The organism is Pandoraea sp. E26 (assembly GCF_000681415.1).
GTDB classification, from domain to species: Bacteria; Pseudomonadota; Gammaproteobacteria; order Burkholderiales; family Burkholderiaceae; genus Pandoraea; species Pandoraea pnomenusa.
Window position 1 is genome coordinate 1 of sequence record NZ_AYXJ01000028.1, and the last position, 26096, is coordinate 26096.

Below are 26096 nucleotides of genomic sequence, written 5' to 3' on the forward strand. Positions count from 1 at the left end.
GGGTTGGGGTTGGGGTTGGGTGGGGCCCGCGGGAACCGGTTGAGAGCGCTTGAATGCGGCTGAAGGCGATCTGAAGCGTTCGGTCCGAAGTCGATGACTGAAAGCGGCGAGTCGCGATGCGTTGCGACTCGCCAGCTTCCCGGATCCGCGTGCGTCAGTTGCCGGTCTTGTTCGACGGCCCGGGCTTGACCGGCGCGTCGCTGATCGGCGCGGGCGAGGACAGGGGTTTGGCCGTCACCGTATCGTTGCCGATGGGCGTGGTGGTCACCGTGGCGCCCGCGTCCCCCTCCTGCACCGGTGCCGGGTTCTTCTCGGCCTCGGTCGACAGACGCTGCGCTTCTTCCGGTTTCACGTACTCATACAGCTTGACGACCTTCTGCACGCCATCGATACGGCTGGCCACGTTCGCGGCGATGCGGCCCTCCTCTTCGGACACCAGGCCCATGAGGTAGACGTCGCCGCGCTCGGTGACCACCTTGAACACGTTGGCGGAGATTTCCTTCGTGTTGATCAGGTTGGCCTTGACCTTGCTGGTGATCCACGCGTCGTTCGAGCGCGAACCGAACGAGCTGGCCGGTCCGAGGGCGAGTTCGTCGACAATGCCGCGCACGTTGCTGATCTGCTTGACGATCTCGACGGCGCGCTGCTTGCTGGCGTCGTTCGGCACTTCGCCGGTCAGGAGCACACGGCGGTTGAACACCGTCACGTTCACATGCGCGGCATCGGGCAGGTTGTTGGCGATATTGGCTTCGGACTTGACCTGGATTTCCCGGTCCTCGGTCTGCGCCCCGACCGAACGACGGTCGGTCGCCACGAGGGCGCCAGTGGCCGCACCGCCGAGAATGATGGGGGCGCAACCGGCCAGGGTTGCGGCAATCAACGCTGCCGCGGCAAGCGGCTTGACCGCGCGTTGGAAACTCATCGGGCATTCTCCTTGTTGGATGGTCGAACGGGGCGGCCCCCGCCGCGCCCGGCCGGCACCGCCCGCCCCCGCGACCCGGTGCCCGTCATGATCTTGACGCCTCGTGGCGACAATAGGTTCACTCGTCGCCGAGCAGCGCCGAGTCGATCAGGTCGCAAAGGCAGTGGATGGTCAACAGATGAACTTCCTGAATTCGCGCGGTGCGATCGGCTGGCACGCAGATGTGCACGTCGAGTTCACCCAACGCGTCGCTGACTTTGCCGCCGCCCTTGCCGGTGAGCGCAATCACATGCATGCCGCGCTGATGCGCCGCCTCGATGGCGGCGAGCACGTTGCCGGAATTGCCCGACGTGGTGATCGCGAGCAGCACGTCGCCCTCGTGTCCGAGCGCGCGCACCTGCTTCGAGAAGATGACGTCGAAGTTGTAGTCGTTGCCGACGGCGGTCAGGATCGACGAATCGGTCGTCAGCGCGATGGCCGGCAGTTCGGGCCGCTCACGCTCGAAGCGGCCGACGAGTTCGGCTGCGAAGTGCTGGCAGTCGGCCGCAGAGCCGCCGTTGCCGCACGCAAGAATCTTGTTGCCGTTGGACAGCGCCTCGACCATGAGGTCCGCTGCGGCGGCGATGGGGTCGGCCAGCGCATCGCGCGCTGCCAGTTTGGTCGCGACGCTATCCGTGAAGTGTTGCTGAATTCGTTCGATCGACATGGTCGTTTGCCAGGGTATCGCAAATGCCGCCGGCGCCGCGCGGTTGCCCCGAGGGGTCGTCGGCCGCGCCGGCCGGCGTTCCGAGGCCGTCAGTCCTGAAAACGGCACTGCCGCAAGTGTAACAGGGCCGGGGCAGGCGGGTTCCGTCAGAGGTCGTCCGCCCGAAAGGCGTCGCGAAGCCATCGCGCCACCGGCGGACACCCGTCGAAGGTCACGACGTCAAACCGGCAGCACGCCGCCGGACGCCGCAGCAGGTAATGGCGCGCGGCAAGCGCGAGCCGACGCCGCTTGGTCCGCGTGATGCTCGCCGCCGCCCCGCCGAAGTCGCTGCGCGAGCGGGCGCGGACCTCGACAAATACCAGCACGCCCTCCCGATCCCGCATAATGAGGTCGATTTCGCCGCCACGGCAGTGATAGTTGCGCGCCAGCAGCCGCCAGCCGCGACGCTCGAGCATCGCCTGTGCACGGCCTTCAAACGACTCTCCTCGCTGATTCGACATGGTTGTTCCGATGTTTACCGTTACCGGCCGCGCCGGTCTCCCCCGAGCCCGCGCGCGCCGCTCGACTACGCCGCCGACCGGAGATCAATGCCATGGATGAACGCCTGATGGCGCTGGCCGAAGGCCAGCATTACCCGACAGGCACGCTGTACGTGGTGGCCACGCCGCTGGGCAACCTGGCCGACATCACCGTGCGCGCGCTTCACATCCTCGGCATGGTCGATGCCATTGCCTGCGAAGATACGCGCAACAGCGCGCAGTTGCTCCAGCGTTACGGCATCGACAAGCCGTTGATTGCGGCCCATCAGCACAACGAGAACGAAGCGGCGAAGCGTCTGGTGGCGCGCTTGCGCGAAGGCGAGCGCATTGCCTACATCTCCGATGCCGGCACGCCCGGCGTCTCCGATCCGGGCGCGCGACTGGTCGATGCGGTGCGGGCGGCGGGTCTGGGTGTGGTGCCGGTGCCGGGCGCGAGCGCGGTCATCACGCTGCTCTCGGCCGCGGGCGCGTGGGTCGATACGTTCACGTTCGTGGGCTTTCTGCCGTCAAAGGCACAGCAGCGCGCGCAGGCCATCTCGGCGCTCGCGGGCTCGACTTCGGCCCATGTGTTCTACGAAGCGCCACATCGCATCGTGGAGACGGTCGCCGCGTTGGCGGACGGACTGCCGGGCGAGCGTCGCCTGCTGATCGGCCGCGAGCTCACCAAGCGCTTCGAAGACATTCACGAATGCGCACTGGCGGACGGCGTGGCGTGGCTGAAGGCCGACGCGAACCGTCAGCGTGGCGAGTTCGTACTCGCGGTATCGGGCGCGGCCGCAAGCGCGGGCGGCGACGGCGTGGACGCTGAAGCCGAACGTGTGCTCGCCCTGCTCGTTGCCGAGCTGCCGACGAAGAGCGCCGCCAGACTTGCCGCGGCGATCACCGGCGCGCCGAAGAACGCCCTCTACGAACGCGCCCTCGCGCTGAAGCACGACTGACGCCGCGCGCGGCATGCAGCCACGTGCCGCGGGCGTTGCACGGTACCGAGAGGAAACGCCGCGGCGTTCGAAAATCGGAAGTGTCCGATGCCCACAGCGTGGTTTTCCCGCGCGTCGACGCAAGAAAAAGCCCGCCGAAGCGGGCTTTTTCATGGGCATTCGAGCGATCAGCTCAAAAGCAATGCGTCGTCATCGAGTTGCTCACCGCGCGTGCGCTCGAACATCTGCAGCAGGTCAGGCACATCCAGCCCCTTGCGTTCGTCCCCGGAGACATCGAGGACGACCTTGCCCTGGTGCAGCATCACCGTGCGCTCGCCGTAATCGAGCGCCTGGCGCATGCTGTGCGTGACCATCATGGCGGTCAGCTTGCTCTCCTGCACGATGCGCGCCGTGAGCTCCAGCACGAATGACGCCGTTTTCGGGTCGAGGGCCGCCGTATGCTCGTCGAGCAGTAGAATGCGCGACGGCTGCAACGACGCCATCAGCAAACTGACCGCCTGGCGCTGTCCGCCGGAGAGCAGGCCGATGCGGTCCGAGAGCCGGTTCTCCAGCCCGAGGTTCAGCAGGCTCAGTTTTTCCCGGAAGCGTTCGCGCAGATCGCGGTTCAGCGCAAAGCCGAAACCCCGACGCTCGCCGCGCTTGACCGCCAACGCCATGTTTTCCTCGATGGTCAGCGCCTCGCAAGTGCCGGCCATCGGGTCCTGGAATACACGCGCCACCTGGCTCGCACGTTGCCATGCCGTCTTTCGGGTGACGTCGTTGCCATCGATCGAGATCGTGCCCGAATCCACCGAGAGATCGCCGCTGATCGCGTTCAGAAACGTCGACTTGCCCGCACCATTGGAGCCGATGACGGTCACGAACTGCCCCGTCGGGATCTCCAGCGACATACCGCGCAGCGCGCGATTCTCGATCGGCGTGCCCGGATTGAAAGTGATCTTGAGGTCTTTTGCGCTCAACATGGTCAGGCACCTCCGTTCTTGCGCGCGAACAGCTTGCGACGCGTTGCCGGCAGCACCAGCGCCACCGCAACGAGCAATGCCGTCACCAAGTTCAGGTCCTGCGCCTTCAGACCGATGAAATCGCTGTTCAATGCCAGTGCGATGAAGAAGCGGTACAGCACCGCACCCACCACCACGGCAAGCGTCGTGAGAATGAGCCGGCGCGCCGGCAGGATCGTCTCGCCGATGATCACCGCCGCCAGACCGATCACGATGGTACCGATGCCCATCGAGATGTCCGCGCCGCCCTGCGACTGCGCAAACAGCGCGCCGGCGAGCGCCACCAGCGCGTTCGAGAGCGCCATGCCGGCCAGAATCTCATGCCCGGTGTTCACGCCCTGAGCCCGCGCCATGCGCGGATTGGCACCGGTGGAGCGCATGGCGAGGCCCTGCTGCGACGAAAAGAAGTAGTCGAGACCGAACTTCACCACGGCCACCACGACGAACAGCAGCAGCGGACGGCCTACGTAGTCGGGCAGCCAACTCGTCACACTGTCGGGCAACAGCAGCGTGAAGACCGTCGGCGACGTGATCAGCGGCACGTTCGGCGCGCCCATCACCCGCAGATTGATGGAGTACAGCGCGATCATCATCAGGATACTGGCGAGCAGATCCATGATCTTCAGGCGCACGTTCAACCACCCGGTAATGAAGCCGGCCACCGCGCCCGCCGCCATGGCCGCCAGGGTGGCCGCAAACGGGTTCATGCCGCCGGCGATGAGCGTCGCCGCCGCCGCGCCGCCAAGCGCGAAGCTGCCGTCAACCGTCAGATCGGGGAAATTGAGGATGCGAAAGGAAATCAGCACCCCGAGCGCCACCAGGCTGAAGATCAGGCCGATCTCCAGTGCGCCCATCATAGAAAAAAGGGACATGTTCGTAATTCCACTGCGCAAGACGGTCCATGCCGGGTCTCGGCAGTTCAGGTCAAAGCCGGTCGTTGTGCGACCGCGTTTCGGGGGGAGCCGTCTCGCCCATTCGATAGGAAAAGAGCGGCGGGGACAGATCGTGTCCTGGCGCCGCCCTGTCGCATCCCGGCGCCACGGGCATCGCCCGCGTCGCCGGTGTTACGCGCGCTTGCTTATTTGATGACTTCCTTCGCTTCCTTCACCAGGTCGGCCGAGAGCTTCACACCCTGCTTCTCGGCAGCGCCCGGATTCACGAACAGTTCCAGATTCGAGCTCGTTTGCGAGGCGATCGCGCCCGGCTTCTCGCCCTTCAGGATACGAACGACGACCTTGCCCGTCTGGCGGCCGAGATCGTAGTAGTTGATGCCCAGTGCTGCAATGGCGCCGCGCTTCACGCTGTCGGTGTCCGACGCGACCAGCGGGATCTTGCGGTCATTGGCCACCTTCACCAGCGATTCGTACGCCGACACCACATTGTTGTCGGTGTTCGTGTAAATCACGTCGACCTTGCCGGCCAGGCTGCTCGCCGCCGAGCTGATGTCGACCGTACGCGGCGCGGCCGCTTCGACCAGCGTCATGCCCTTGGCGGGCAGCAGTTTCTTGAGCTCGTTGACGACGACCACCGAGTTGGCTTCACCCGGGTTGTACACCATGCCCACGCGCTTGGCGTTCGGCACGACGCGCTGGATCAGGGCCACCTGCTTGTCGAGCGGCAAACGGTCCGACACACCGGTCACGTTGGTGCCCGACGGCTCCCAGCTCTTGACCAGTTGCGCGGCGACAGGATCGGTCACGCCCGAGTAGACGAGCGGCACCGTCTTCGTCGCGGCGGCCACGGCCTGTGCCGTCGGCGTGGCGATACCGATGATCGCGTCCGGCTTGTCGCCCACGAACTTGCGCGCGATCTGGGCGGCCGTACCGACGTTGCCCTGTGCGCTTTGATATTCCCACTTCAGGTTCTTGCCGACCTCATAACCTTCTGCCTTGAGTTCGTCACGTGCGCCATCACGAATGGCGTCGAGCGCCGGGTGCTCCACGATGGCCAGCACGGCCACCGACTTCGTTTGCGCGAATGCCGCGCCCGTCGCCCCCAACAACGTTGCGGCCACCGTGCACAACAGGGTGCGCTTGGCGAATTTGCCCATCGTCGACATTGAAACTCCTCCAGGAATGCTTTTTGATAGGTGCGCCGTGCCCGGGTCTCGGCGGGCATCGTCCGGATGCACACAAAGCGTGCACCTGCGCGTGGGGCACAGTCTACCCACATCCCCCGAAGCGAACAACGGTTGCCGACGCAACCTTCGGAAAGGCCCGTGGCGCATCGAATCACGCCGGATTCGCGGCACATTGATGCCGCAATCGGAAAAAAATTAGCGCATTTGGTCGCGAGTTGTTCCGCACGCGCACGTTTGTGCGACGCGTTCAGCCAATGAGATTCAGTAAAAATCGAAATAATGCGGGAGGAATAGACGGCGATTGCGTCGATTTGCACAACAAATGGTCGATCAGCGTCCCGCTTTTCGAGCGTCGTCCGAGACGAAATTCGGAATAGAACCGGTGGATGCCGGCGTGCCCCGCGTGTTCGGGGCACTGAGACGCCCTCCGAAGCTCAGCGAGCGTCGTTGTTGGCGTCGTCGAGACCGAGGGCGGCGACTTCGCTGCGTGACAGGCGGCGAATCTCCACCTTGGCGTGGCCGGCACGCACGAAGCCGAGCTGTTTGGCGGCGGCGTACGAGAGGTCGATGATTCGATTGCGCGCATAAGGGCCACGGTCGTTGATCTTCACGACCACGGTTTTGTCGTTGGCGGTGTTTCGCACCAGCGCAAAACTCCCGAGCGGCAGGGTCGGGTGTGCTGCGGTCGCGTCGTTCATATCGAACGCTTCGCCGGTGGCGGTGCGCCTGCCGTGAAACTTCTTGCCATACCAGGAAGCCATGCCGGTCTGAAAGAACGTACCGGCATCGGCGCGCAAGCGCGCTTCGCCGTCGCGTTCCGGTGCGTCGGGGTCGCCTGGAGTGAGCCCCTCGTTGCGGTAAGACCGGCCGGGCCAATGGAGATCGAAGCTCGAGCCGACCGGTGCGTTGGCTTCGCGCGCACGGGCGCGCGCGCCTGTCGCCGAGGTGGCGGCAGCCGTCTGGCTGGTGGGTTCGAGCGGCGTTGTGCAGGCTGTCAACGTCAGGGCGAGGGCGCAGCAGACCGCGAACCGTGTGAGCATGTCGCGTGTTCGCATAGCCCGTGAGTTTAACACGCCCCCTCGCCAACCTATCAGCGAGCGTTCACTTACGCGCAAATACTTGTTTACAAAGCGTTACGGCGATTTGGGGGACCGCCTCCAATGATCGCGGCATGGAAGACAGCCGGCGATTTCACCGAAGCGCCAACCCGGCCCACCGCGCCGTCGCCCCGGCGGGCGCCGCCCGGCCCGATTTACAATAGTGAAAAACCGCGTCCCCGATACCTCATGAACGTCACCCTGATTCCTGTCACGCCTTTCCAGCAAAACTGCACCTTGCTCGTATGCGATGCGACCCGACGGGCCGCCGTGGTCGACCCCGGCGGCGACATCGACCGGATTGCGGGCGAGATCGAACGTCAGGGAGTGACGCTGGAGAAGATCTTCCTCACGCACGGCCATCTGGACCACTGCGGTGGCGCAGGAGCGCTGGCGGCAAAGTACCACGTGCCGATCGAAGGTCCGCACCCGGACGACGCCTTCTGGATCGACCAGCTCCAGGCGCAGAGCGCGCGTTTCGGCTTCCCCGAGCCGGAACCGTTCTCGCCGGACCGCTGGCTGGGCGACGGCGACACCGTGAGCTTCGGCAATGTCACGCTCGAGGTGTTCCACTGCCCCGGCCATACCCCCGGGCATGTGGTGTTCTTCTCGAAGGACGAGCGGCTGGCCAGCGTGGGCGACGTGCTATTCGCGGGCTCCATCGGCCGCACGGACTTCCCCCGCGGCAACCATGCGGACCTGATCGCATCGATTCGCAATAAGCTCTGGCCGCTCGGCGACGACGTCACGTTCATCCCGGGTCACGGTCCGGTGTCCACGTTCGGGCAGGAACGCCAGACCAACCCGTATGTCGCCGACTCGGTGCTCGCACGGAGTGCCGTATGAGTCAGGCCGTCTCCCGCACGCCATCGCGCATCATTCCTGTCGACGAGGAGATTTTCGTCAGCACCGACGTCGAGGCTGACGGCCCCATCCCGGGTCCGCATTCGATGCTGAGTTTCGCTTCTGCGGCCTACACGGCCGATAAGGAGCTCATCGGCACGTTCAGTGCCAACCTGGAATGCCTGCCCGACGCCAAGGGGCATCCGCTCACGATGAAGTGGTGGAAAACGGAGCCGGACGCATGGGCCGCCTGCCGCGTCGATCCGGAAGACCCGGCCAAGGCCCTCAAGGCCTATGTGAAGTGGGTCGAGAAGCTTCCCGGCAAACCGGTGTTCGTGGCGTACCCGGCAGGTTTCGATTTCACGTTCATGTTTTGGTACATGATGCGCTTCGTCGGTCGTTGCCCGTTCTCGTGGTCGGCACTCGACATCAAGACGCTCGCGTTCGCCATGACCGGCATGCCGTATCGCAAGTGCATCAAGCCGCGCCTGCCGCAGGTCTGGCTCGACCCGCTGCCGCACACGCACGTTGCACTCGACGACGCGCTCGAACAAGGCGCCCTGTTCTGCAACATGCTCGCCGAACTGCGCGAGCAGCAAAAAACGCTCACCGAGCTGCCCGGGTGGCGAGGCGCCGGACTCACCGCCAACGCCGACGCACCGGTATTCGGTTCGGCCGGCGAGGCGGCGACGGCCGCGGCCGCCAGTGCCGAGTCGCCCGAAGCCGGCCCGGGCAAGGACAGCGCAGCCCACGGCTGAGCGCCGACGGCAAGGCAGGGCGCGTGCCGTGCGCCGCGACGCGCCCGCCACATCGAAGCAGGTTCACCTCGACACGGCGCGGCGCGGTCAGGCCCGACGCGCCCGGCGGCGCGTCACAGCACGCCGTTCGCCAACGCCGGCGGACGCGCGATCACGGCCTTGTCGCCATTGACCACGATCGGACGCTGCAACAGCTTGGGATGTTTCGCCACGGCCGCGAGCAATTGATCGTCGGTCAATGCCGGATCGTCCAGTCCCAGTTCCGAATACTCGGTCTCGTTACTGCGGATCATTTCTCGCACGGGCACGCCCAGCAGCGCGTGCAGACGCTTGAGCTCCGTCGCCGTGGGCGGGGTCTTCAGATATTCGATGATTTGCAGGTCGCCGCCGCCCACGGCCGGGGATCCTTCGACGAGCGCCAGCGCTTCACGCGACTTCGAGCAGCGCGGGTTGTGATACACGGTGATCATGGTCACTCCATCCAATGCGTCCGGAAAGCGTCCGGCGCGACGCGCAGCGTCACGCCTGGAACGTGCGCTCCGAGTATGCATGGTATCGTCGGATACCGCCACTCACGGGCCACCGGTGCCACGCATCCGGCGCCGATTCGGATGTTGGCTTCTCAACCGCTTCTCAACCGCTTCTCGACGTTATTAACCTCCCGCTTCGTTCGACGTACACGCCGTAGCCGGAACCACGCCCCGCCCTTTTGGTGCGCTTCGTGCTTCGACTCCGTGTTAACCGCGCTGCGCACCAGCCTCGCGCCGCCTAAGATGGCAAATAGCGCGGTACGTCGCCCGATCCGGATTTTCTGGAGACAGTGACATGGCAGGACGCTTCATCAGCATCAAGTCGCGCGACGGCAAGACCTTCCAGGCCTACCTGGCGCTTCCCGAAGGCGCGGGCAAGGGTCCCGGGCTGGTGTTGTGTCAGGAGATCTTCGGCGTGAACGCTTACATTCGCGAACTTGCCGACCGATACGCCGAAGAGGGCTACGTCGTTCTGGCCCCCGATCTGTTCTGGCGCATCGAGCCCGGGATCGAACTCGGCTACACGCCGGGCGACTGGCAACGTGCATTCGCGCTGTTCCAGAGCTTCGACGTCGATCTCGGCATGGAGGACGTAGGGGCGAGCGTCGACGCCTTGCGCGCGCTGCCCGAATGCGTGGGCGGCGTGGGCGTCGTCGGCTACTGCCTTGGCGGCAAGCTTGCCGCGCTGTCAGTCACGCGAACGAGCGCTGACGTGGCCGTGGGCTATTACGGCGTGGGGCTCGAGCAGCATGTCGACGAACTCGCGACCGACCACCCACCGCTGGTGCTGCATATCGCCGAGCTCGACAAATACGCTCCCGCCGAAGTCCGGGACACGCTTGCGACACGGCTGGGTGGCCGCCCCGACGTCACGCTGTACACCTACCCCGACGCCGATCACGCATTCGCGCGCCCGGGCGATCACTTCAACCGCGCCGCGACACAGCTGGCGCATCAGCGCACGATCGGCGCCCTGCGTCGCGCGATCGGTCCGCACTTCGATTTCGCATCGCTGTGGGAGACGCATTGCGCATACGAATTCGCCATCCGCGAGATCGAGCCGCTGATGAAAACGATGGTCGCCGAACCGTACGTCAATCACATTCCCACGATGACGGGCGGTGTCGGCCATCAGCAGCTCGCGCATTTTTACCGTCACCATTTCGTCAACAGCAATCCGCCCGACACCCGGCTGATTCCGATTTCGCGCACCATCGGCGCGACCCAGCTCGTCGACGAGTTGCTGTTCTCGTTCACCCACACGACGCCGGTCGACTGGATGCTGCCGGGCGTGGCGCCGACGGGACGCCGGGTCGAGATCCCGCTCGTGGCGATCGTGCGCTTCCGGGGCGGCAAGCTCGAACACGAACATATCTACTGGGATCAGGCGAGCGTACTGGTGCAGATCGGTTTGCTCGATCCCACCGGCCTGCCGGTGGCCGGCATCGAAACCGCGCGAAAGTTGCAGGACGAGAACCTGCCGTCCAATACCTTGATGCCGAACTGGTCGTACGGCATCAAGGCGAATTGAGGCACCCGACGGGAAGGCAGGCGCACGACGTGAATAACGAACGAAATGTCGCGAACGTTGCGGGAGATGGCAGATGAATACGCAACTTTCCCCGCGCCTGCCAGGCTGGCGGGCGGCGGGCTGGCTTACCGTGGCAGCCTGTGCCTTGACGGTCACCGGCTGCGCCAATCCGGATTTCGAACCGAGGAAGCCCCTCGTCCTCGATCTGCTCCACCGCCCTGCCCCGCTCACGGCGCTGGACCAGTACAAGGTCGCGGCGGCGCAACGCGTGAGCGAGGTCAATGCTCGGCAGATCACCCCGGGCAATCCCCAGCCGATGCTGCGCTCGGTCGTGTCGCTCGAGTATTGGGTGGATCGCGGCGGCAACATCACGAGCGTGCTGCTCTATCGCAGCAATGGCGACCGCGAGGCCGAGCGTATTGCCGTGGCAAGCCTGCGTCGTGCGAGCCCACTGCCCGCACCGAGCCGCGCGCTGGTCGACAGCAGCGGACGCGTGCGCGCCGTGGAGACGTGGCTCTTCAATGACGACGGGCGTTTTCAGTTGCGCAGCGTGGCGGCGGCTCAGGTCGACGGGGAGTGATATCGTGACGGGCATACGTCCACCTGAGCGCCCGGCTTCGGGCCACGGAGATTTCCATGCCGCGATTTGCCGCGAACCTGACGCTGCTCTATCCGGAAGTGCCGTTCCTCGACCGCTTTCGCGAGGCCGCGAGCGACGGCTTCCGGGGCGTCGAATTCCTGTTCCCCTATGACCATCCCGCGCAGGAGATACGAGCGCGGCTCGACGACGCCGGATTGACGCAGGTGCTCTTCAACACCCCCGCCGGCGATTGGACGAATGGCGAGCGCGGTCTGGCGGCCCTGCCCGGACGAGAAGCCCAGTTTCGCGACGGCCTCGAGCGCGCGCTCGACTATGCCGACGCACTGGGCTGCCGCCAGTTGCACGTGATGGCCGGATGTCCCGACCCGGCCCAACCACCCGAGCAGTGCCACGCCGTCTTTCTCGAGAACCTCGCATACGCGACCGGCCAGGCCGCCGCGCACGGCGTCACGATCCTCATCGAGCCGATCAACCCGCGCGATTTCCCGCGTTACTTCCTCACGCGGCAGGATCAGGCACACGCCATTCGCCAGGCCGTTGGCGCCAGCAACCTCAAGGTGCAGTTCGACGTGTATCACTGTCAGATCGTCGAGGGCGACCTGGCGGTCAAGCTGCGCCAGTCCATCGCGAACATCGCCCACGTGCAGGTCGCCGGCGTACCGGCGCGCCACGAGCCCGACACGGGCGAAGTGAATTACCCATTCCTGTTCCGTTTGCTCGACGAGCTCGGCTATGCGGGTTGGGTGGGATGCGAATACCGGCCGCAGGGCGCAACGCGCGCCGGCCTGGGCTGGCTAAAGCCGTGGCTCAGGGCCACACGATGAATGACTTGCTCATGCGACGGTGCTCTGGCGTCGGCCGGACGTCTGCCGATGGAACGCGTCAGGGAATTACGCAGGAGTGAATCGATTTCCGGACATGACTCGGAGAGCGAATCAAATCGCGCGACATGTCGGACGAAGGGTGAGGAAAGATGTAGGACCGCGCAGGCAAAAAAAATGGCGGGACACACGGGCCCGCCAAAACCACACGCTACGGGGTTAGCGCGAGGAGACCAGATTCGGAGCACTGCATCGAACTACCTCGCAATTGCGCCGGGGGACGCGTTTGCCGATACAGTCGCGCTGCTGCGTTACCGGGGGATAAGCACATCAGCGTTGAGATGCATTGTGTGGGAAACGTTTGGCAGGAGGGGTAACAAAGTGTTTCAGGTTGTAACACCTCGGGCGCATTTCAACGCGGCCACATGACCCGTCTGCCTTGTCCCACAAGGGTTTCACGATTGACATCTCGACCGATAATTGGTTCGCATTCCTGAGCAACTTGCTCAATGAAGCATTGCCCGATCGGTGCCCGGCGCTCCGCGTCGTCGTCGACACGTTCGGCGCCCGGGTTGCACACCGTGGGCGTCAATGTGCTAACTTCAATCTTTGTGCGTGGCAGCAAAGTGGCTGCCCGGACGCCCGGTGCCGCCTCCGCCATACGCCGGCGCACCCATTTGGGGCACCGGCGACGCACACCGAAAACCGAATTCGTCCAACCACCGCTTCGGCCCCGGGGCCGCATTCGCATGGAAACCATTGAACGACTGGGGCAGATTCTGGCGCGCGATCGCGTCATCGGCGTCGTGGGCCTGTCGCCGCGGCCCGATCGCCCGAGTTACACCACGTCGCGCTACATGCAGCAGCACGGCTATCGCATCGTGCCGATCAACCCGCAGGCCGCCGACTCGGGCGAGAAGATTCTGGGCGAGACGGTCTACGCCAGTCTGACCGAGGCGGCAGACGCCTTGCGCGCCGAGGGCCTGCGCATTCAGATGGTCGACTGCTTTCGCCGTAGCGGCGACATTCCGCCAATCGCCGACGAAGCGGTCGCCATCGGCGCCAACAGTCTGTGGATGCAGTTGGGCATCGAAAACGACGAGGCCGCCGCCGTCGCGCTGGCGGCGGGGCTCGACGTCGTGATGGATCGCTGCGTCAAGATCGAGCATCAGCGCTGGACGATGCTCGGTGGAGGCGACTCACCGGCCGCGACGCGCACGAACGCGCGCTGACCGGGCGACCTGCTTTCTGTTTCGTTCAGCGGCCTGTTCCGCCAGCGCCGGATCATCCCGGCATCCCTTTTCGCCAACGCCACGCATCCGCCTGCCGACATGACCATCGACGCCGATCTACTCGCCTATTACGACCAAATGGCGCGCAAGTATCCCGAGCCCGCCGACGCCGCCGCGCCGAGCCCGCAAGCGGTGCGCGCCAGGTTCGCCACCGTCGCCACTGAGGCGCTGCGCCCGCTGCCGGCCGGGCTTCGCAGCGAGACGTTCGTCATTCCCCTTCCCGGGCGCGATCTGCGCGCCAGGCTGTATCGACCGGTGACTGGCGAAGTCCCGCTGGTCGTGTACTTCCACGGCGGTGGCTGGGTCGTGGGTGATGTCGATACGCATGGCACGCTTGCCGCCTTTCTTGCGCAGGACGGCGAGGTGGCCGTGCTCAGCGTGGATTACCGCCTGGCGCCCGAGCACCCGTTCCCCACGCCCGTCGACGATGCGCGCGAGGCGCTCGCATGGGCTGCGGAGCAGCGAGCGCGTCTCGGGGTGCGCACGGACCGTCTGGCCGTCGCCGGCGACAGCGCCGGGGGACATCTCGCGGCACAGGCGGCGGCGTGGTTCAACGACCGGCATCCCGGCACGGTCGGCGCGCAATTACTGATCTACCCGGTAGTCCAGCATCGCTTCGACACGCCGAGCTACGAACGCCTGGCCGACGGCGTCGGGCTCACGCGCGACGAAATGCGCTGGTATTGGCGGATGTTCCTCGGCGACGCCGAGCCGGCGGCGAACGACGTCCGCGTCAACCTGATGGCCGAGGCGCCCCGTCATCCGCTGCCGAGCACGCTCGTCATTGCGGCCGAGTATGACCCGCTGCACGACGAAGCGGTGTCGTACGCCGAGTTCGTGGCGCGCACTGGCGCCCGGGCCGAGGTCGTGCCAGCCGCCGGTCTCACGCACAGCTTCGCGCGGTTGCAGCCGTTCGTGCCCCAGGCACGGCTCGTGATGCACGACGCCGCGAAGCGCCTGCGGGACTGGCTCGCCTGAAACCGCGGCGTTCAGGCGAGCATGCCGGCGAGCCATCCGGCGAAAAGACGGCCGAGACCGTCTTGCACCGGACGTTCGGCCGCCACGGCGACGGCCGTTGCGCTTACTTCAGCCACTTGTCGACGACGGCCTGATACTCGCCGGTCTTCTGCGCGAGGTTCAGCCACTGGTCGACGTAGTGCTTGAAGATGTCATCACCGCGAGGCAGCAGATACGCCTTCTCGCCGAACTGCAGCGGCTTGTCGGGATTCACCGGGCAGAGCGTCGGGTTGAGTTTGTGCTGCAGGAGCGTCTCGGACGAGTCGGTGACCATCACATCGGCCTTGCCGTCGGCGATCTGCTGGAAGATCGTCACGTTGTCCGGATAGATCGTGAGGTTGGCGTTCGGCAGGTACTGTCTCGCGAAGCGCTCGTTCGTGCCCCCGGGGTTTGCAATGGCCCGCGTGGTCGGCTTGTTCAGGTCGGCGAGCGTCTGGTATTTCGACACGTCGGCACAACGCACGATCGGCGACTTGCCATCGATCATGACCACCCGGCTGTAGTAGGCGCGCGCGGCGCGATCGAGTGTGACCGAAATCCCGCCCACCGCGATATCGCACTTGCCGGCGGTGAAGTCCGCCATCAGGCCTTTCCACGTGGTCGGCACAATCTCCGGCTTCACGCCCAGCGACTTCGCAAGCGACGCCACCAGATCCACGTCGATGCCTTCGAACTGGCCGTCCGGACGACGATACGAGTAGGGTTTGTAATCGCCCGTGGCGCAGGCGCGCAACGTGCCCGACTTCACGATGTCGTCGAGCCGGGAATGGACGGCCGGCGCGGGGGTGGATTGCGCGAAGGTGGCGGATGCGGCAAGTGCCGTTGCCACCACAAGGACCGCGCGGGCGGCCGTCTTCATGACATTCATGTTTGTCTCCTGTTGTTATGCGATGTGATCGACGAAGTGCCGACGCACTGTCCGACGTGGCGCGCGACGTGGTGCGCGACGCCCAATACTAATCACACACCCGGAAGCCGCCAACCATCATGACAGGTTGCGCGTTGTCTTCCCGCCATACGCGTGGCAAAACCCCCGGGGGTCCCGCCGTCGCGTGGCGCCTTGCGCGGTTTTCCCGACCGTCACGCCCGCTCGCGGCGACTTCCTGTCTTATCTGCGGCATAACGGCCCGCAAAGCGACCGCGCGCGGGATACCCGAGTAAAATGGCCGCTTGCCCAAACCATCCAACCCACCGCTGCGACGTGTCCCAAGCTCTGCAAAACGATACTTTCCTGCGCGCCCTGCTGCGCCAGCCGACCGAGTACACGCCGATCTGGCTGATGCGCCAGGCGGGCCGGTACCTGCCCGAGTACAACGCCACCCGCGCCAAGGCCGGCAGCTTCCTGGCACTCGCCAAGAATCCCGCCTACGCCACCGAGGTCACACTGCAACCGCTCGAGCGCTTCCCGCTCGACGCCGCGATCCTGTTCTCCGACATTCTCACGATTCCCGACGCCATGGGCCTCGGCCTGTCGTTCGAAGCCGGCGAAGGGCCACGCTTCGCGCATCCGCTGCGCACCGAAGCCGACGTGCGCCGCCTTCAGGCGCCGGATCTCGACAGCCTGCGCTACGTTTTCGACGCGGTGAGCGAAATCCGCCGCGCCCTGAAGGGCCGCGTGCCGCTCATCGGCTTCTCCGGCAGCCCGTGGACGCTTGCGTGCTACATGGTCGAAGGCGCCGGATCGTCGGACTTCCGCACCGTCAAGACGATGATGTACGAGCGTCCTGACCTGATGACGCACATTCTCGAGACAAACGCGAAGGCCGTCGGCGACTATCTCAATGCACAGATCGAAGCCGGCGCCCAGGCGGTGATGGTGTTCGACACGTGGGGCGGCGCCCTCGCCGACGGCCTTTACCAGCGCTTCTCGCTCGCCTACATGCAAAAGGCGCTCGCCGGCGTTCACCGCGAGTGGAACGGCGCGCGTATTCCACACATCGTCTTTACCAAAGGCGGCGGGCAATGGCTCGAGGCCATCGCAGAGACCGGCCCGGACGCGATCGGACTGGACTGGACCGTCGATCTCGCCGCGGCGCGTCGCCGCGTGGGCGAACGTTGTGCACTGCAAGGCAATTTTGATCCGACGGCCCTTTTTGCCTCGCCCGAGGCCATCCGCATGGAGGTCCGCCGCCTGCTCGACGCCTACGGCAATGCACCCGGTCACGTCTTCAATCTGGGGCATGGCATTTCCCAATTCACGCAACCCCAGCACGTCGCAGCGCTCGTCGACGAGGTGCACAGCTATAGCCGCAAGCTGCGCCAGATGGCGTAAGCGGTGACCCGCGCCAGCGACGGCGCGGGTTTGCGAGTCATTTCGCCCTGCAAACCCAACCGCCGTTTGAAGCACGCAATGTCAAGGGCCAAGTCATCGAAGAACCCTTCCAATTTGCGGCGTTGTCCCGAAGACTTATGCACAAATTCTCGCTGCGCCGCCGCAAGTGGGAGTGCCAAGTAAGGTACTGTCTACTCTGTTCATAAGCTATTGATCAAAAAGCTTTTTTATTTGACCCAAAGTGAGAGCGCCGCGCGGCGCGAGGGCCGTGTGGCGAGGCTGAAGGGCAATAATCCCCACAGTTCTCAACATAGTTATCCACAAGCGCTTCACACCTGCCGGAAAGCCGACTCAAATCCGGGGTTTAGCGAAACTTCTCAGGATTCACTTTAAGTTTGAGCCGCGCCGACGATCTGTCCGCCCCCTCTTTCGCGTCGTTCGACGACGCATCGCGCCCGGTCACCGACTCGCGTACCGGAGTGCCCACTATCGCCCGCGTGGCCCTCGATACGCCACTTCCCACCTTGTTCGACTATCGTCTCGATCAGGCCGCGACCCTCGGTCAACTGGTCCAGGTTCCGTTCGGACGACGACAGGTGGTGGGTGTCGTCTGGGAATTGACGCAGCGCAGCGACGTTCCGTCCGCGAAGCTGCGCGACGTGACATCGGTATGGCACGAATTGCCGGCGCTCGGCGACGACTGGCGCGACCTGATGCAGTTTGCCGCGCGTTATTACCAGCGCGGCATTGGGGAAGTGGCGCTGCCCGCCGTGCCCGGACATCTTCGTACGCCGATGCGATGGTCGCGCCTGCTCGCCCGGCGGGGCGTGCAGCGCTATCGCTTGGCCGACGGTGCGCTGCCGGCGCTCATGGAAAACGTGCCCGCCCGGCTGCGCGCGCAGCGCCGCCTGGCCGAAGGACTGGCGCAAGCCGGCACGCTGGACGCCGACGAGGCGCGCGCCCTCTGCGCGAAAGCGGCCGACGTGCTCAAGCAGTGGGCCGCCGCCGGCTGGGTCGTGGTGGAAACGGTGCCGTTTCATGAAACGGTGCGCGAAGCGGACGAATGCAGCGACGTCATGGACGGGATGGACGAGTTGCGCGTCTCGGGCGCCACGGAACACCCCGTGGCCGATGCTGCACCTGGTGCCGCCCCCGGCCGCACCCTGACGGCCGGCCAGGCCGACGCCGTGGCCGCCATTCACGGGGCGCTCGTCGCCGCCGGGGCACGGCGCCTCGCCGCCACGCAGGCGAAGCCGGACACGACGCCCGCCGACGACGCGCCTGCGTGCACGCCGTTCCTCCTTTACGGGGTGACCGGCAGCGGCAAGACCGAGGTGTACCTGCGCGCCGTCGCCGAAGCGCTGCGCGAGCCCGAGGCCCAGGTGCTCGTGCTCGTACCCGAGATCAACCTGACGCCGCAGCTCGAAGGCGTCTTTCGCACGCGGTTCCCGAACGAGACGCTCGTCACCCTGCACAGCGGGCTGGCCGAAGGCGAGCGCGCCCGGCATTGGCTTGCGGCGCACCGCGGCGAAGCGCGCGTGGTGCTCGGCACACGGCTGGCGATTATGGCGTCACTGCCGCATCTGCGCCTGATCGTGATCGACGAAGAGCACGATCCGTCGTACAAGCAGCAGGAGGGCCTGCGCTATTCGGCGCGAGACCTCGCCATCTGGCGGGCAAACCGGTTGCGCATTCCGGTGGTGCTCGGCTCGGCCACGCCGTCGCTCGACAGCTGGCGACGCGCCGATCAGGGCCGGTACGTGCGACTCGCCATGCCCGAGCGCGCAACCCCGGACGCGGTGCTGCCGCGCGTGTCGCTCATCGACATGGAAATCGAGCGCAAGCGCCAGCGCGCCGTTCACGAAGGGTTGTCGCAACCGCTGCTCGCCGCTCTCCGCGCGCGTCTCGACGCCGGCGAGCAAAGCCTGCTGTTCCTGAATCGACGCGGGTACGCGCCCGTGCTCAATTGCGATGCCTGCGGCTGGATCAGCGACTGCCGCCGTTGCAGCGCGCACATGGTGCTGCACAAGCCGGAACACCGCCTGCGTTGTCATCATTGCGGCGCCGAAGCGCGCATCCCGCACGCCTGCCCCGACTGCGGCAACCTCGATCTCGCGCCGCTCGGTCGCGGCACCCAACGCATCGAGGAAGCGCTGACGGCCCATTTCCCCGACGCGCGGCTCGCCCGCATCGACGCCGACAGCACGCGCCGCAAGGGCAGCGCTCAGGCGCTCTTCGCGCAGGTCCACGCCGGCGAGGTCGACATCCTCATCGGCACGCAAATGGTCGCCAAGGGACACGACTTCCGCAATGTCACGCTCGTGGGCGTGGTCAACGCCGACAGCGCACTGTTCTCGCACGACTTTCGGGCCGCCGAACGACTCTTCGCACAACTCATGCAGGTGGCCGGTCGCGCCGGCCGGGCCGCCCGGGCCGACGGCCCCGGCGACGTGCTGATCCAGACGCGCTACGCGTCGCACCCGTTGTTCGCGGCGCTCATGCGTCACGACTACCCCGGCTTTGCCGCGCAGCAGCTCGAGGAGCGACGCGTCGCACTGCTGCCGCCGTTCACGCACCAGGCCCTGCTGCGCGCCGAGGCCCGCAAGCTCGACGACGCCATGGCTTTCCTTCGGCAAGCTCGTGAGATCGCCGCCACCCCGGCGCTGAACGACCCGCGCATCTCCCTGTGGGATCCGGTGCCGATGACGATGGTCCGGATCGCGGGCACGGAGCGTGCGCAACTCGTTGTGGAGAGCCCGCACCGGGGCGCGCTCCAGCGCTTTCTCACGCGATGGATGAGCGAACTGCGCACCCTCCGGGCCCCGGTGCGATGGCACCTCGAAGTGGATCCTCTCGAAATATAAATCGGTATACAGCGTTCCGGAAATTTGACAACGTCGCCAGAATCTCCGACGATGCGACCATAAGTCGAACGCCGCACGACGAACGGTTCACGTCATCTGCACGAAAAAGAAGTTCTACAGGAGACATCCGATGAAGTCGCACGACCGGAGCGCCCCCCCCACGGCGCCACATACCGCCGCATCCGCCGCATCTCCCATTCTCCCGCCCGAATACGCGTTTTCCGAAGCGCCGCCGGAGTCGGCCCTGGCCGAAGTCTCGCGCCGTCGCTTTCTGCGCCGCGCCGGGGCACTGAGCGTCGGGGCCACGCTGGCCGGGCGGGCGCTCGACGTATTCGCGGCGGCCACCGCGCCGACGATGGTCACGCTGCCGTTCGCCAACGGCGAGCGCGAACTCGTCGCGTATCCGCAAAAGCGTCCGTTGATCCGGCTCACGGCACGGCCACCGCAACTGGAAACGCCCTTCGAGGTGTTCAACGACGGGCTGATCACGCCCAACGACGCATTCTTTGTGCGCTACCACCTTGCGGGCATCCCGACCGACATCGATCCGGCAAAGCACCGCATTCGCGTGGGCGGCAGCGTGAGCAAACCGCTCGACATCTCGCTCGCCTCGCTGAAGAAGGACTTCGGCCAGCCCGTGGAAATCGTGGCCGTGCATCAGTGCTCGGGCAATAGCCGCGGCTTCTTCGAGCCGCGCGTGGCGGGCGGGCAGATCGCCAACGGCGCCATGGGCAACGCCCGCTGGCGCGGTATTCCACTCAAGCGGATTCTCGAGCGCGCAGGGGTGTCGCCCAATGCGAAGCAGGTCACCTTCGAGGGTCTGGATCGCCCGATCGTGCCCGCCACGCCGGAGTTCGTGAAGGCGCTCGACCTCGACCACGCGATGGACGGCGAAGTGATGATCGCGTTTGCCATGAACGGCAAGGACCTGCCGATGCTCAACGGCTTCCCCGTGCGACTGGTCGTGCCCGGGTACTACGGCACTTACTGGGTCAAGCATCTGGCCGACATCAACGTCATCGACAAGGTATTCGACGGTTTCTGGATGGCCACGGCCTATCGCATCCCGGATAACGACTGCAATTGCGTCGAACCCGGCAAGGCACCCGAGAAGACGAAGCCGATCGGCCGCTTCACCGTGCGTTCGTTCATTACCAGCCACGCCGACGGTCAGCAAGTCGCCGCCGGCAAGGCCATGCGCGTGCGAGGCATTGCATTCGACGGCGGCGAAGGCATTCGCGACGTGCAGTTCTCGACCGACGGCGGCCAGACATGGCACGCCGCGAAGCTGGGCCAGGAGTTGTCGAAATACTCGTTCCGCGAATGGACGGCGAATTTCACGCCGCCACAGGCCGGCGAGTACGTTCTGAAAGTGCGGGCGACGAATCGTGCAGGGGTGACGCAACCGCTGCAATCGTTGTGGAATCCGGCCGGCTATCTGCGCAACGGCGTGGAATCCGTGCGCGTAGTCGCGGCTTGAGACAGGGGACGATCATGAACGCAGTCAAATTGTCGAACGTCGCCGCCTTGCTGGCCGGGCTGAGCGGCGCCCTTCTCACCCTCGGCGCGTCTTCCGCGCACGCCCTGGAGATCAAGCTGCCGCAGGAGACCGCCCAGCTCAAGGCCTCCACACTTGCCGGTCATCAGGCCGCCAACGCCTGGTGTGTCATGTGTCACTCCGTGGACTACGTCAACACCCAGCCGCCAATGCCCGCCGCCTTCTGGCACGCGGAAGTCGCGAAGATGGTGAAGGTGTACGGCGCGCCGATTCCCGAAGATCAGGTCAAGCTAATCGCCGAGTATCTCGGCAAGACGTACGGCACCGACCAGAAGTGACGCTTCGGCCCCGGGGCGCCCCCGGGGCTTCACCGCCTCCCCCGCAAACCCGCTCGCCCCCATTCGGTGCAACCCGAATTTTGACTCTGGTTGCACCTCTTCGGAAAGCCGGTTACGATGCCGCCATTCACCCGCTATGGGTGTCACGTTTTTGCGTCATCAGGTAACCCTTCCATGGCAAACACCACGCTTGGCGTCAAGGTCGACGACGTCCTCCGCACGCGGCTCAAGACGGCCGCCCAGCAAATCGAGCGCACCCCGCACTGGCTCATCAAACAGGCCATCTTCGCCTATCTCGAGCGTATCGAGAGCGGCGCATTGCCGCCCGAACTCAGTGGTGCAACCCAATCCGGTACCGAGGTGATCGAGGGCCACGCCAGCGACGACGCCGTGCCGCATCCCTTCCTCGAATTCGCCCAGAACGTGCAACCGCAGTCGGTGCTGCGCGCCGCGATCACGGCGGCCTATCGCCGTCCCGAGCCGGAATGCGTGCCAGTGCTGGTCGGCCAGGCCAAGCTGGCGCCGTCGACCGCCACGCAAGCCTCCGACCTCGCCCGCAAGCTGGTCGTCGCGCTGCGCGGCAAGAGTACGGGCGGTGGCGTGGAGGGCCTGATCCACGAGTTCTCGCTGTCGAGCCAGGAAGGCGTGGCGCTGATGTGTCTTGCCGAAGCGCTGCTGCGCATTCCCGACAAGGCCACGCGCGATGCCCTCATTCGCGACAAGATCAGCAAGGGCGACTGGCACGCCCACATGGGCAATTCGCCCTCGATGTTCGTCAATGCCGCCACCTGGGGCCTGATGATCACCGGCAAGCTCGTGACGACGACCAGTGAAGCGGGCCTCACGAAGGCGCTCACTCGCCTGATCGGCCGCGGCGGCGAACCGCTCATCCGCAAGGGCGTGGACATCGCCATGCGCCTGATGGGCGAGCAGTTCGTGACGGGCGAAACCATCTCCGAAGCGCTTGCCAACAGCCGCAAGTACGAAGCCCAGGGCTTCCGCTACTCGTACGACATGCTCGGCGAGGCCGCGACGACCGAGGAAGACGCCCAGCGCTACTACGCCAGCTACGAGCAGGCAATCCATGCGATCGGGAAAGCCTCGGCGGGCCGCGGCATCTACGAAGGCCCCGGCATCTCGATCAAGCTCTCGGCATTGCACCCGCGCTACTCGCGCAGCCAGCACGAGCGTACCGTTGCCGAACTGTTGCCGCGCGTGCAGTCGCTTGCCAAGCTGGCCCGCTCGTATGACATCGGCCTGAACATCGACGCCGAAGAGGCCGACCGCCTCGAGATCTCGCTCGACCTGCTCGAGGCGCTCTGCTTCGACCCGGAACTCGCCGGCTGGAACGGCATCGGCTTCGTGGTGCAGGCGTATCAGAAGCGCTGCCCGTTCGTGATCGACTTCATTATCGATCTCGCCCGGCGCAGCCGGCATCGCATCATGGTGCGCCTGGTCAAAGGCGCCTATTGGGATACGGAAATCAAGCGCGCACAAGTCGACGGCCTGGAAGGCTATCCGGTGTACACGCGCAAGATCTACACGGACGTGTCGTACCTCGCCTGCGCGAAGAAGCTGCTCGCCGTGCCGGATGCGATCTACCCGCAGTTCGCCACGCACAACGCCTACACGCTCTCCGCCATCTATCACCTCGCGGGTAACAACTACTACCCCGGCCAGTACGAATTCCAGTGCCTGCACGGCATGGGCGAGCCGCTGTACGAGGAAGTCGTCGGCCCCATCGCGTCGGGCAAGCTCGCGCGGCCGTGCCGGGTGTATGCGCCGGTCGGCACGCATGAAACGCTGCTCGCCTACCTCGTGCGCCGTTTGCTGGAAAACGGCGCCAACACGTCGTTCGTGAACCGCATTGCCGACGAGACCGTCAGCGTCGACGAACTGATCGCCGATCCGGTGACGGAAGCCGAGAAGGTGCAACCGCTGGGGGCGCCGCACGCGAAGATTCCGCTGCCGCGCGACCTTTACGGTACGTCGCGCGCCAATTCGTCGGGCTTCGATCTGTCCAACGAACATCGTCTCGCCTCGCTGTCGTCGGCGCTGCTCGCGAGCGCCGGCACGCCGTGGCGCGCCGCCCCGATGCTCGCCGACGGCGAACGCACGACCGGCACCCCGCGTCCGGTACGCAACCCGGCCGATCTGCGCGACACCGTCGGCCAGGTGATCGAGGCGACCTCGGAGGACGTGCAAGCCGCATTGGCCCACGCCGTGGCCGCCGCGCCGATCTGGCAGGCCACGCCGGTCGAGGAACGCGCCGACTGCCTGATGCGCTCCGCCGACCTGCTCGAAGCCCATATGCCCACGCTCATGGGACTGTGCGTGCGCGAAGCCGGCAAGTCGCTGCCGAACGCCGTGGCCGAAGTGCGCGAAGCGGTCGACTTCCTGCGTTACTACGCGGCGCAGATCCGTCAGGGCTTCTCGAATGACACGCACCGCCCGCTGGGCCCGGTGCTGTGTATCAGCCCGTGGAACTTCCCGCTCGCGATTTTCGTCGGTCAGGTCGCCGCGGCGCTGGCCGCCGGCAACCCGGTCATCGCCAAGCCTGCCGAGCAAACGCCGCTCATCGCGGCCGAGGCCGTGCGCCTGATGCAGGCCGCCGGCGTGCCGGCCGGCGCGCTCCAACTGCTGCCCGGCACGGGTGAGACCGTCGGCGCAGCACTGGTGGCCGACGCCCGGACCAAGGCCGTCATGTTTACCGGCTCGACCGAAGTCGCACGCATCATCGCGCGCACGCTGGCCGAGCGGCTCGACGCCAACGGCCGTCCGATCCCGCTGATCGCCGAGACCGGCGGGCAAAACGCCATGATCGTCGACTCGTCGGCCTTGCCTGAACAGGTCGTGTACGACGTGCTCGCATCGGCCTTCGATTCGGCCGGCCAGCGCTGCTCGGCGCTGCGCGTGCTGTGCCTGCAGGACGATATCGCCGACAAGACGCTGCACATGCTCAAGGGCGCCATGCAGGAACTGGCGATCGGCAACCCGGATCGCCTCTCCATCGATGTCGGCCCCGTGATCGACGCCGAAGCGCAGGGCGGCATCAACCGTCATATCGAGCAGATGCGCGCCAAGGGCTTCCCGGTCGAACAGTTGCCGTTGCCCGAAGCCGCACGACACGGCACGTTCGTACCGCCCACGCTCATCGAGCTCACGGATCTGAAGGCACTGCAACGCGAAGTGTTCGGTCCGGTGCTGCACGTGATCCGGTTCAAGCGCGCCCAGCTCGACAAGCTGCTCGACCAGATCAACGGCACGGGCTACGGCCTGACGTTCGGCGTGCACACGCGCATCGACGAAACCATCGCCTACGTGACCGAGCGTGCACACGTCGGCAACGTCTACGTGAACCGCAACGTGATCGGCGCCGTGGTCGGCGTGCAGCCCTTCGGCGGCGAAGGCCTGTCTGGGACAGGTCCGAAAGCGGGTGGTCCGATGTATCTGCCGCGCCTGCTCGCCACGCGCCCGGCCGCGCTCGCTCCCGAGCTCAATCGCAACGACGCCGCCCTCTCGCCGCTGGTGAGCTATCGCGACTGGCTGCATCGTCAGTCGGACAGCGCCGCCGCGATCGATCGCGTGGATCGCTATCTGGCCACCTCGGCGCTCGACGCCACGGCCGTGCTGCCGGGGCCGACCGGCGAGCGCAACACGTACGGACTGGCGCCGCGCGGTCCGGTGCTGTGCGTGGCCGCCACGCCGCTGGGCGCCCGCACGCAACTGGCTGCCGTGCTGGCAACGGGCAACACGGCGGTCTTCGCGGACAGCCCCGCCGCGCGTGAGCTGGTGAGTGCGCTGCCCGACACGCTCAAGGCGCGCGCCTCGGTGCTGGCCGCCGGGACCGACGCGGCTGGCGAACCATCGCTCGCCGCCGTGCTGTTCGAAGGCGACAGCGACGAATTGCTCGCGCTGAACCGCCGCATCGCCACGCGCAACGGCCCGATTCTCTCGACGCAAGGCCTCTCGCCCGAAGCCCTCGCGGCGGGCGACGACTACTCGCTGGAGCGTCTGCTGTGCGAACGCTCGGTGTCGGTGAACACGGCGGCCGCGGGTGGCAACGCCAACCTCATGACCATCGGCTGAGCCAGCGCCGCGGGTCGGTGGCCCGGCGCGCGCGACATCGGATTCGCGTACGAATCTCGCCAGATTCGTCCTAAATCCGGCAGCGCGCGCCCAACGACCGATCGCGTCTGCGGCGCGCGCAATACGCGCCTGGCGGCCGCGCAGGCTCGATGTTGACGAGCATGCGCGGCCGTTTCACATGAGACGCGGTCATACGCCGTCGCTGATCACGTCCCACGACCCGTCACCGCGGTGTGACGCCACTCGGCCGCCAGGGCCACACCTCGTCCTGCTTCGTCTTGCTTCGTCCTGCCTCGGCTTACCTCACACCAACGCTTCCCGGCCCCATCGCCGGTCCGCTCGATATCTGACGGGTCGCC

At 66.0% G+C, this 26096-nt stretch carries 22 protein-coding genes; 13 read left to right on the forward strand and 9 right to left on the reverse strand.

Translation table 11 applies throughout. The features are described 5' to 3' along the window. Positions 1–154: 154 nt before the first annotated feature. The 3 genes from W930_RS0117210 to W930_RS0117220 all read right to left on the reverse strand — a co-directional run bounded on the left by W930_RS0117210 (position 155) and on the right by W930_RS0117220 (position 2128). The gene (locus tag W930_RS0117210; RefSeq protein WP_023872584.1) at positions 155–922 is read right to left on the reverse strand and encodes a BON domain-containing protein; all 768 of its coding nucleotides are present in this window, start codon (positions 920–922) and stop codon (positions 155–157) included. Between the two features lie 118 nt (positions 923–1040). Further along, positions 1041–1628: a phosphoheptose isomerase gene (locus W930_RS0117215; RefSeq protein WP_023872585.1), complete on the reverse strand. Its 588-nt coding sequence runs from the start codon at positions 1626–1628 to the stop codon at positions 1041–1043. Positions 1629–1774: 146 nt separating this feature from the next. Further along, entirely contained in the window at positions 1775–2128 is a 354-nt protein-coding gene (locus W930_RS0117220; RefSeq protein ID WP_024788646.1) for a YraN family protein, read from the reverse strand. A gap of 92 nt (positions 2129–2220) precedes the next feature. Between W930_RS0117220 and rsmI the strand changes: the two genes are divergently transcribed. Further along, positions 2221–3105, forward strand: coding sequence for a 16S rRNA (cytidine(1402)-2'-O)-methyltransferase (gene rsmI / locus W930_RS0117225; RefSeq protein WP_023872588.1), 885 nt, complete (start codon positions 2221–2223; stop codon positions 3103–3105). Positions 3106–3272: 167 nt separating this feature from the next. Here the strand turns inward: rsmI and W930_RS0117230 are convergent, their stop codons facing one another. The 4 genes from W930_RS0117230 to W930_RS29700 form a co-directional block, all read right to left on the reverse strand. Further along, complete coding sequence (locus tag W930_RS0117230; RefSeq protein WP_023872589.1) at positions 3273–4067, reverse strand: ABC transporter ATP-binding protein; 795 nt, start codon at positions 4065–4067, stop codon at positions 3273–3275. A 2-nt stretch (positions 4068–4069) separates the two neighbouring features. Next, positions 4070–4978, reverse strand: coding sequence for an ABC transporter permease (locus W930_RS0117235; RefSeq protein WP_023872591.1), 909 nt, complete (start codon positions 4976–4978; stop codon positions 4070–4072). 206 nt (positions 4979–5184) lie between these two features. After that, entirely contained in the window at positions 5185–6165 is a 981-nt protein-coding gene (locus tag W930_RS0117240) for an ABC transporter substrate-binding protein (protein WP_023598431.1), read from the reverse strand. Between the two features lie 455 nt (positions 6166–6620). Beyond that, complete coding sequence (locus W930_RS29700; protein WP_051519087.1) at positions 6621–7226, reverse strand: septal ring lytic transglycosylase RlpA family protein; 606 nt, start codon at positions 7224–7226, stop codon at positions 6621–6623. 246 nt (positions 7227–7472) lie between these two features. Between W930_RS29700 and W930_RS0117250 the strand changes: the two genes are divergently transcribed. Further along, positions 7473–8129: an MBL fold metallo-hydrolase gene (locus W930_RS0117250; RefSeq protein ID WP_023598429.1), complete on the forward strand. Its 657-nt coding sequence runs from the start codon at positions 7473–7475 to the stop codon at positions 8127–8129. After that, a complete protein-coding gene (locus tag W930_RS27880; protein WP_024788644.1) occupies positions 8126–8884 on the forward strand; it encodes an exonuclease in 759 nt (252 codons plus the stop codon). Before W930_RS0117250 ends, W930_RS27880 begins: the two co-directional genes overlap by 4 nt. A 113-nt stretch (positions 8885–8997) precedes the next feature. On the opposite strand, the gene arsC is transcribed toward W930_RS27880, so the two are convergent. Continuing rightward, on the reverse strand, positions 8998–9354 hold the full coding sequence (arsC, locus tag W930_RS0117260; RefSeq protein WP_023598427.1) for an arsenate reductase (glutaredoxin): 357 nt from the start codon (positions 9352–9354) through the stop codon (positions 8998–9000). Positions 9355–9709: 355 nt separating this feature from the next. Here arsC and W930_RS0117265 point away from each other — a divergent pair, with 355 nt between their 5' ends. From W930_RS0117265 to W930_RS0117285, 5 genes are all read left to right on the forward strand, one after another. Continuing rightward, positions 9710–10945 carry a dienelactone hydrolase family protein gene (locus W930_RS0117265; RefSeq protein ID WP_023598426.1) on the forward strand — a complete coding sequence of 412 codons (1236 nt, stop codon included), beginning with the start codon at positions 9710–9712 and terminating at the stop codon, positions 10943–10945. A gap of 73 nt (positions 10946–11018) precedes the next feature. Further along, positions 11019–11525, forward strand: coding sequence for an energy transducer TonB (locus W930_RS0117270; RefSeq protein ID WP_023598425.1), 507 nt, complete (start codon positions 11019–11021; stop codon positions 11523–11525). Positions 11526–11581: 56 nt separating this feature from the next. Continuing rightward, complete coding sequence (gene otnI, locus W930_RS0117275) at positions 11582–12370, forward strand: 2-oxo-tetronate isomerase (protein WP_023598424.1); 789 nt, start codon at positions 11582–11584, stop codon at positions 12368–12370. Between the two features lie 746 nt (positions 12371–13116). Further along, positions 13117–13599, forward strand: a complete 483-nt coding sequence (locus W930_RS27885) for a CoA-binding protein (RefSeq protein WP_023598423.1) — start codon at positions 13117–13119, stop codon at positions 13597–13599. A gap of 99 nt (positions 13600–13698) precedes the next feature. Beyond that, a complete protein-coding gene (locus tag W930_RS0117285; protein WP_023598422.1) occupies positions 13699–14637 on the forward strand; it encodes an alpha/beta hydrolase in 939 nt (312 codons plus the stop codon). A 103-nt stretch (positions 14638–14740) separates the two neighbouring features. Here W930_RS0117285 and W930_RS0117295 read toward each other — a convergent pair whose 3' ends face one another. Beyond that, positions 14741–15535, reverse strand: a complete 795-nt coding sequence (locus tag W930_RS0117295; protein WP_023872598.1) for a transporter substrate-binding domain-containing protein — start codon at positions 15533–15535, stop codon at positions 14741–14743. A 303-nt stretch (positions 15536–15838) separates the two neighbouring features. On the opposite strand from W930_RS0117295, the gene hemE reads away from it, so the two are divergent. From hemE to putA, 5 genes are all read left to right on the forward strand, one after another. Beyond that, positions 15839–16948 (forward strand): uroporphyrinogen decarboxylase, encoded by a 1110-nt coding sequence (hemE, locus tag W930_RS0117300; RefSeq protein ID WP_048806480.1) that lies wholly within the window; start codon positions 15839–15841, stop codon positions 16946–16948. A gap of 479 nt (positions 16949–17427) precedes the next feature. After that, complete coding sequence (locus W930_RS0117305) at positions 17428–19812, forward strand: primosomal protein N' (protein WP_028731174.1); 2385 nt, start codon at positions 17428–17430, stop codon at positions 19810–19812. Positions 19813–19942: 130 nt separating this feature from the next. Continuing rightward, entirely contained in the window at positions 19943–21292 is a 1350-nt protein-coding gene (locus tag W930_RS0117310; RefSeq protein WP_023598417.1) for a molybdopterin-dependent oxidoreductase, read from the forward strand. Between the two features lie 14 nt (positions 21293–21306). Continuing rightward, positions 21307–21648 carry a hypothetical protein gene (locus W930_RS0117315; RefSeq protein WP_024788643.1) on the forward strand — a complete coding sequence of 114 codons (342 nt, stop codon included), beginning with the start codon at positions 21307–21309 and terminating at the stop codon, positions 21646–21648. Positions 21649–21822: 174 nt separating this feature from the next. Continuing rightward, the gene (gene putA, locus W930_RS0117320; protein ID WP_023872600.1) at positions 21823–25737 is read left to right on the forward strand and encodes a trifunctional transcriptional regulator/proline dehydrogenase/L-glutamate gamma-semialdehyde dehydrogenase; all 3915 of its coding nucleotides are present in this window, start codon (positions 21823–21825) and stop codon (positions 25735–25737) included. Positions 25738–26096: the final 359 nt, after the last annotated feature.

Coding starts and splice junctions, on each gene's coding strand:
- W930_RS0117295 (WP_023872598.1), bottom strand. CDS start 15,535: ATGAAGACGGCCGCCCGCGCGGTCCTTGTGGTGGCAACGGCACTTGCC.
- W930_RS0117270 (WP_023598425.1), top strand. CDS start 11,019: ATGAATACGCAACTTTCCCCGCGCCTGCCAGGCTGGCGGGCGGCGGGC.
- W930_RS29700 (WP_051519087.1), bottom strand. CDS start 7,226: ATGCTCACACGGTTCGCGGTCTGCTGCGCCCTCGCCCTGACGTTGACA.
- W930_RS0117210 (WP_023872584.1), bottom strand. CDS start 922: ATGAGTTTCCAACGCGCGGTCAAGCCGCTTGCCGCGGCAGCGTTGATT.
- W930_RS0117220 (WP_024788646.1), bottom strand. CDS start 2,128: ATGTCGAATCAGCGAGGAGAGTCGTTTGAAGGCCGTGCACAGGCGATG.
- W930_RS0117310 (WP_023598417.1), top strand. CDS start 19,943: ATGAAGTCGCACGACCGGAGCGCCCCCCCCACGGCGCCACATACCGCC.
- W930_RS27880 (WP_024788644.1), top strand. CDS start 8,126: ATGAGTCAGGCCGTCTCCCGCACGCCATCGCGCATCATTCCTGTCGAC.
- putA (WP_023872600.1), top strand. CDS start 21,823: ATGGCAAACACCACGCTTGGCGTCAAGGTCGACGACGTCCTCCGCACG.
- W930_RS0117265 (WP_023598426.1), top strand. CDS start 9,710: ATGGCAGGACGCTTCATCAGCATCAAGTCGCGCGACGGCAAGACCTTC.
- W930_RS0117250 (WP_023598429.1), top strand. CDS start 7,473: ATGAACGTCACCCTGATTCCTGTCACGCCTTTCCAGCAAAACTGCACC.
- W930_RS0117230 (WP_023872589.1), bottom strand. CDS start 4,067: ATGTTGAGCGCAAAAGACCTCAAGATCACTTTCAATCCGGGCACGCCG.
- otnI (WP_023598424.1), top strand. CDS start 11,582: ATGCCGCGATTTGCCGCGAACCTGACGCTGCTCTATCCGGAAGTGCCG.
- W930_RS0117285 (WP_023598422.1), top strand. CDS start 13,699: ATGACCATCGACGCCGATCTACTCGCCTATTACGACCAAATGGCGCGC.
- W930_RS0117240 (WP_023598431.1), bottom strand. CDS start 6,165: ATGTCGACGATGGGCAAATTCGCCAAGCGCACCCTGTTGTGCACGGTG.
- W930_RS0117235 (WP_023872591.1), bottom strand. CDS start 4,978: ATGTCCCTTTTTTCTATGATGGGCGCACTGGAGATCGGCCTGATCTTC.
- arsC (WP_023598427.1), bottom strand. CDS start 9,354: ATGATCACCGTGTATCACAACCCGCGCTGCTCGAAGTCGCGTGAAGCG.
- W930_RS0117315 (WP_024788643.1), top strand. CDS start 21,307: ATGAACGCAGTCAAATTGTCGAACGTCGCCGCCTTGCTGGCCGGGCTG.
- W930_RS0117215 (WP_023872585.1), bottom strand. CDS start 1,628: ATGTCGATCGAACGAATTCAGCAACACTTCACGGATAGCGTCGCGACC.
- rsmI (WP_023872588.1), top strand. CDS start 2,221: ATGGATGAACGCCTGATGGCGCTGGCCGAAGGCCAGCATTACCCGACA.
- W930_RS27885 (WP_023598423.1), top strand. CDS start 13,117: ATGGAAACCATTGAACGACTGGGGCAGATTCTGGCGCGCGATCGCGTC.
- hemE (WP_048806480.1), top strand. CDS start 15,839: ATGGCCGCTTGCCCAAACCATCCAACCCACCGCTGCGACGTGTCCCAA.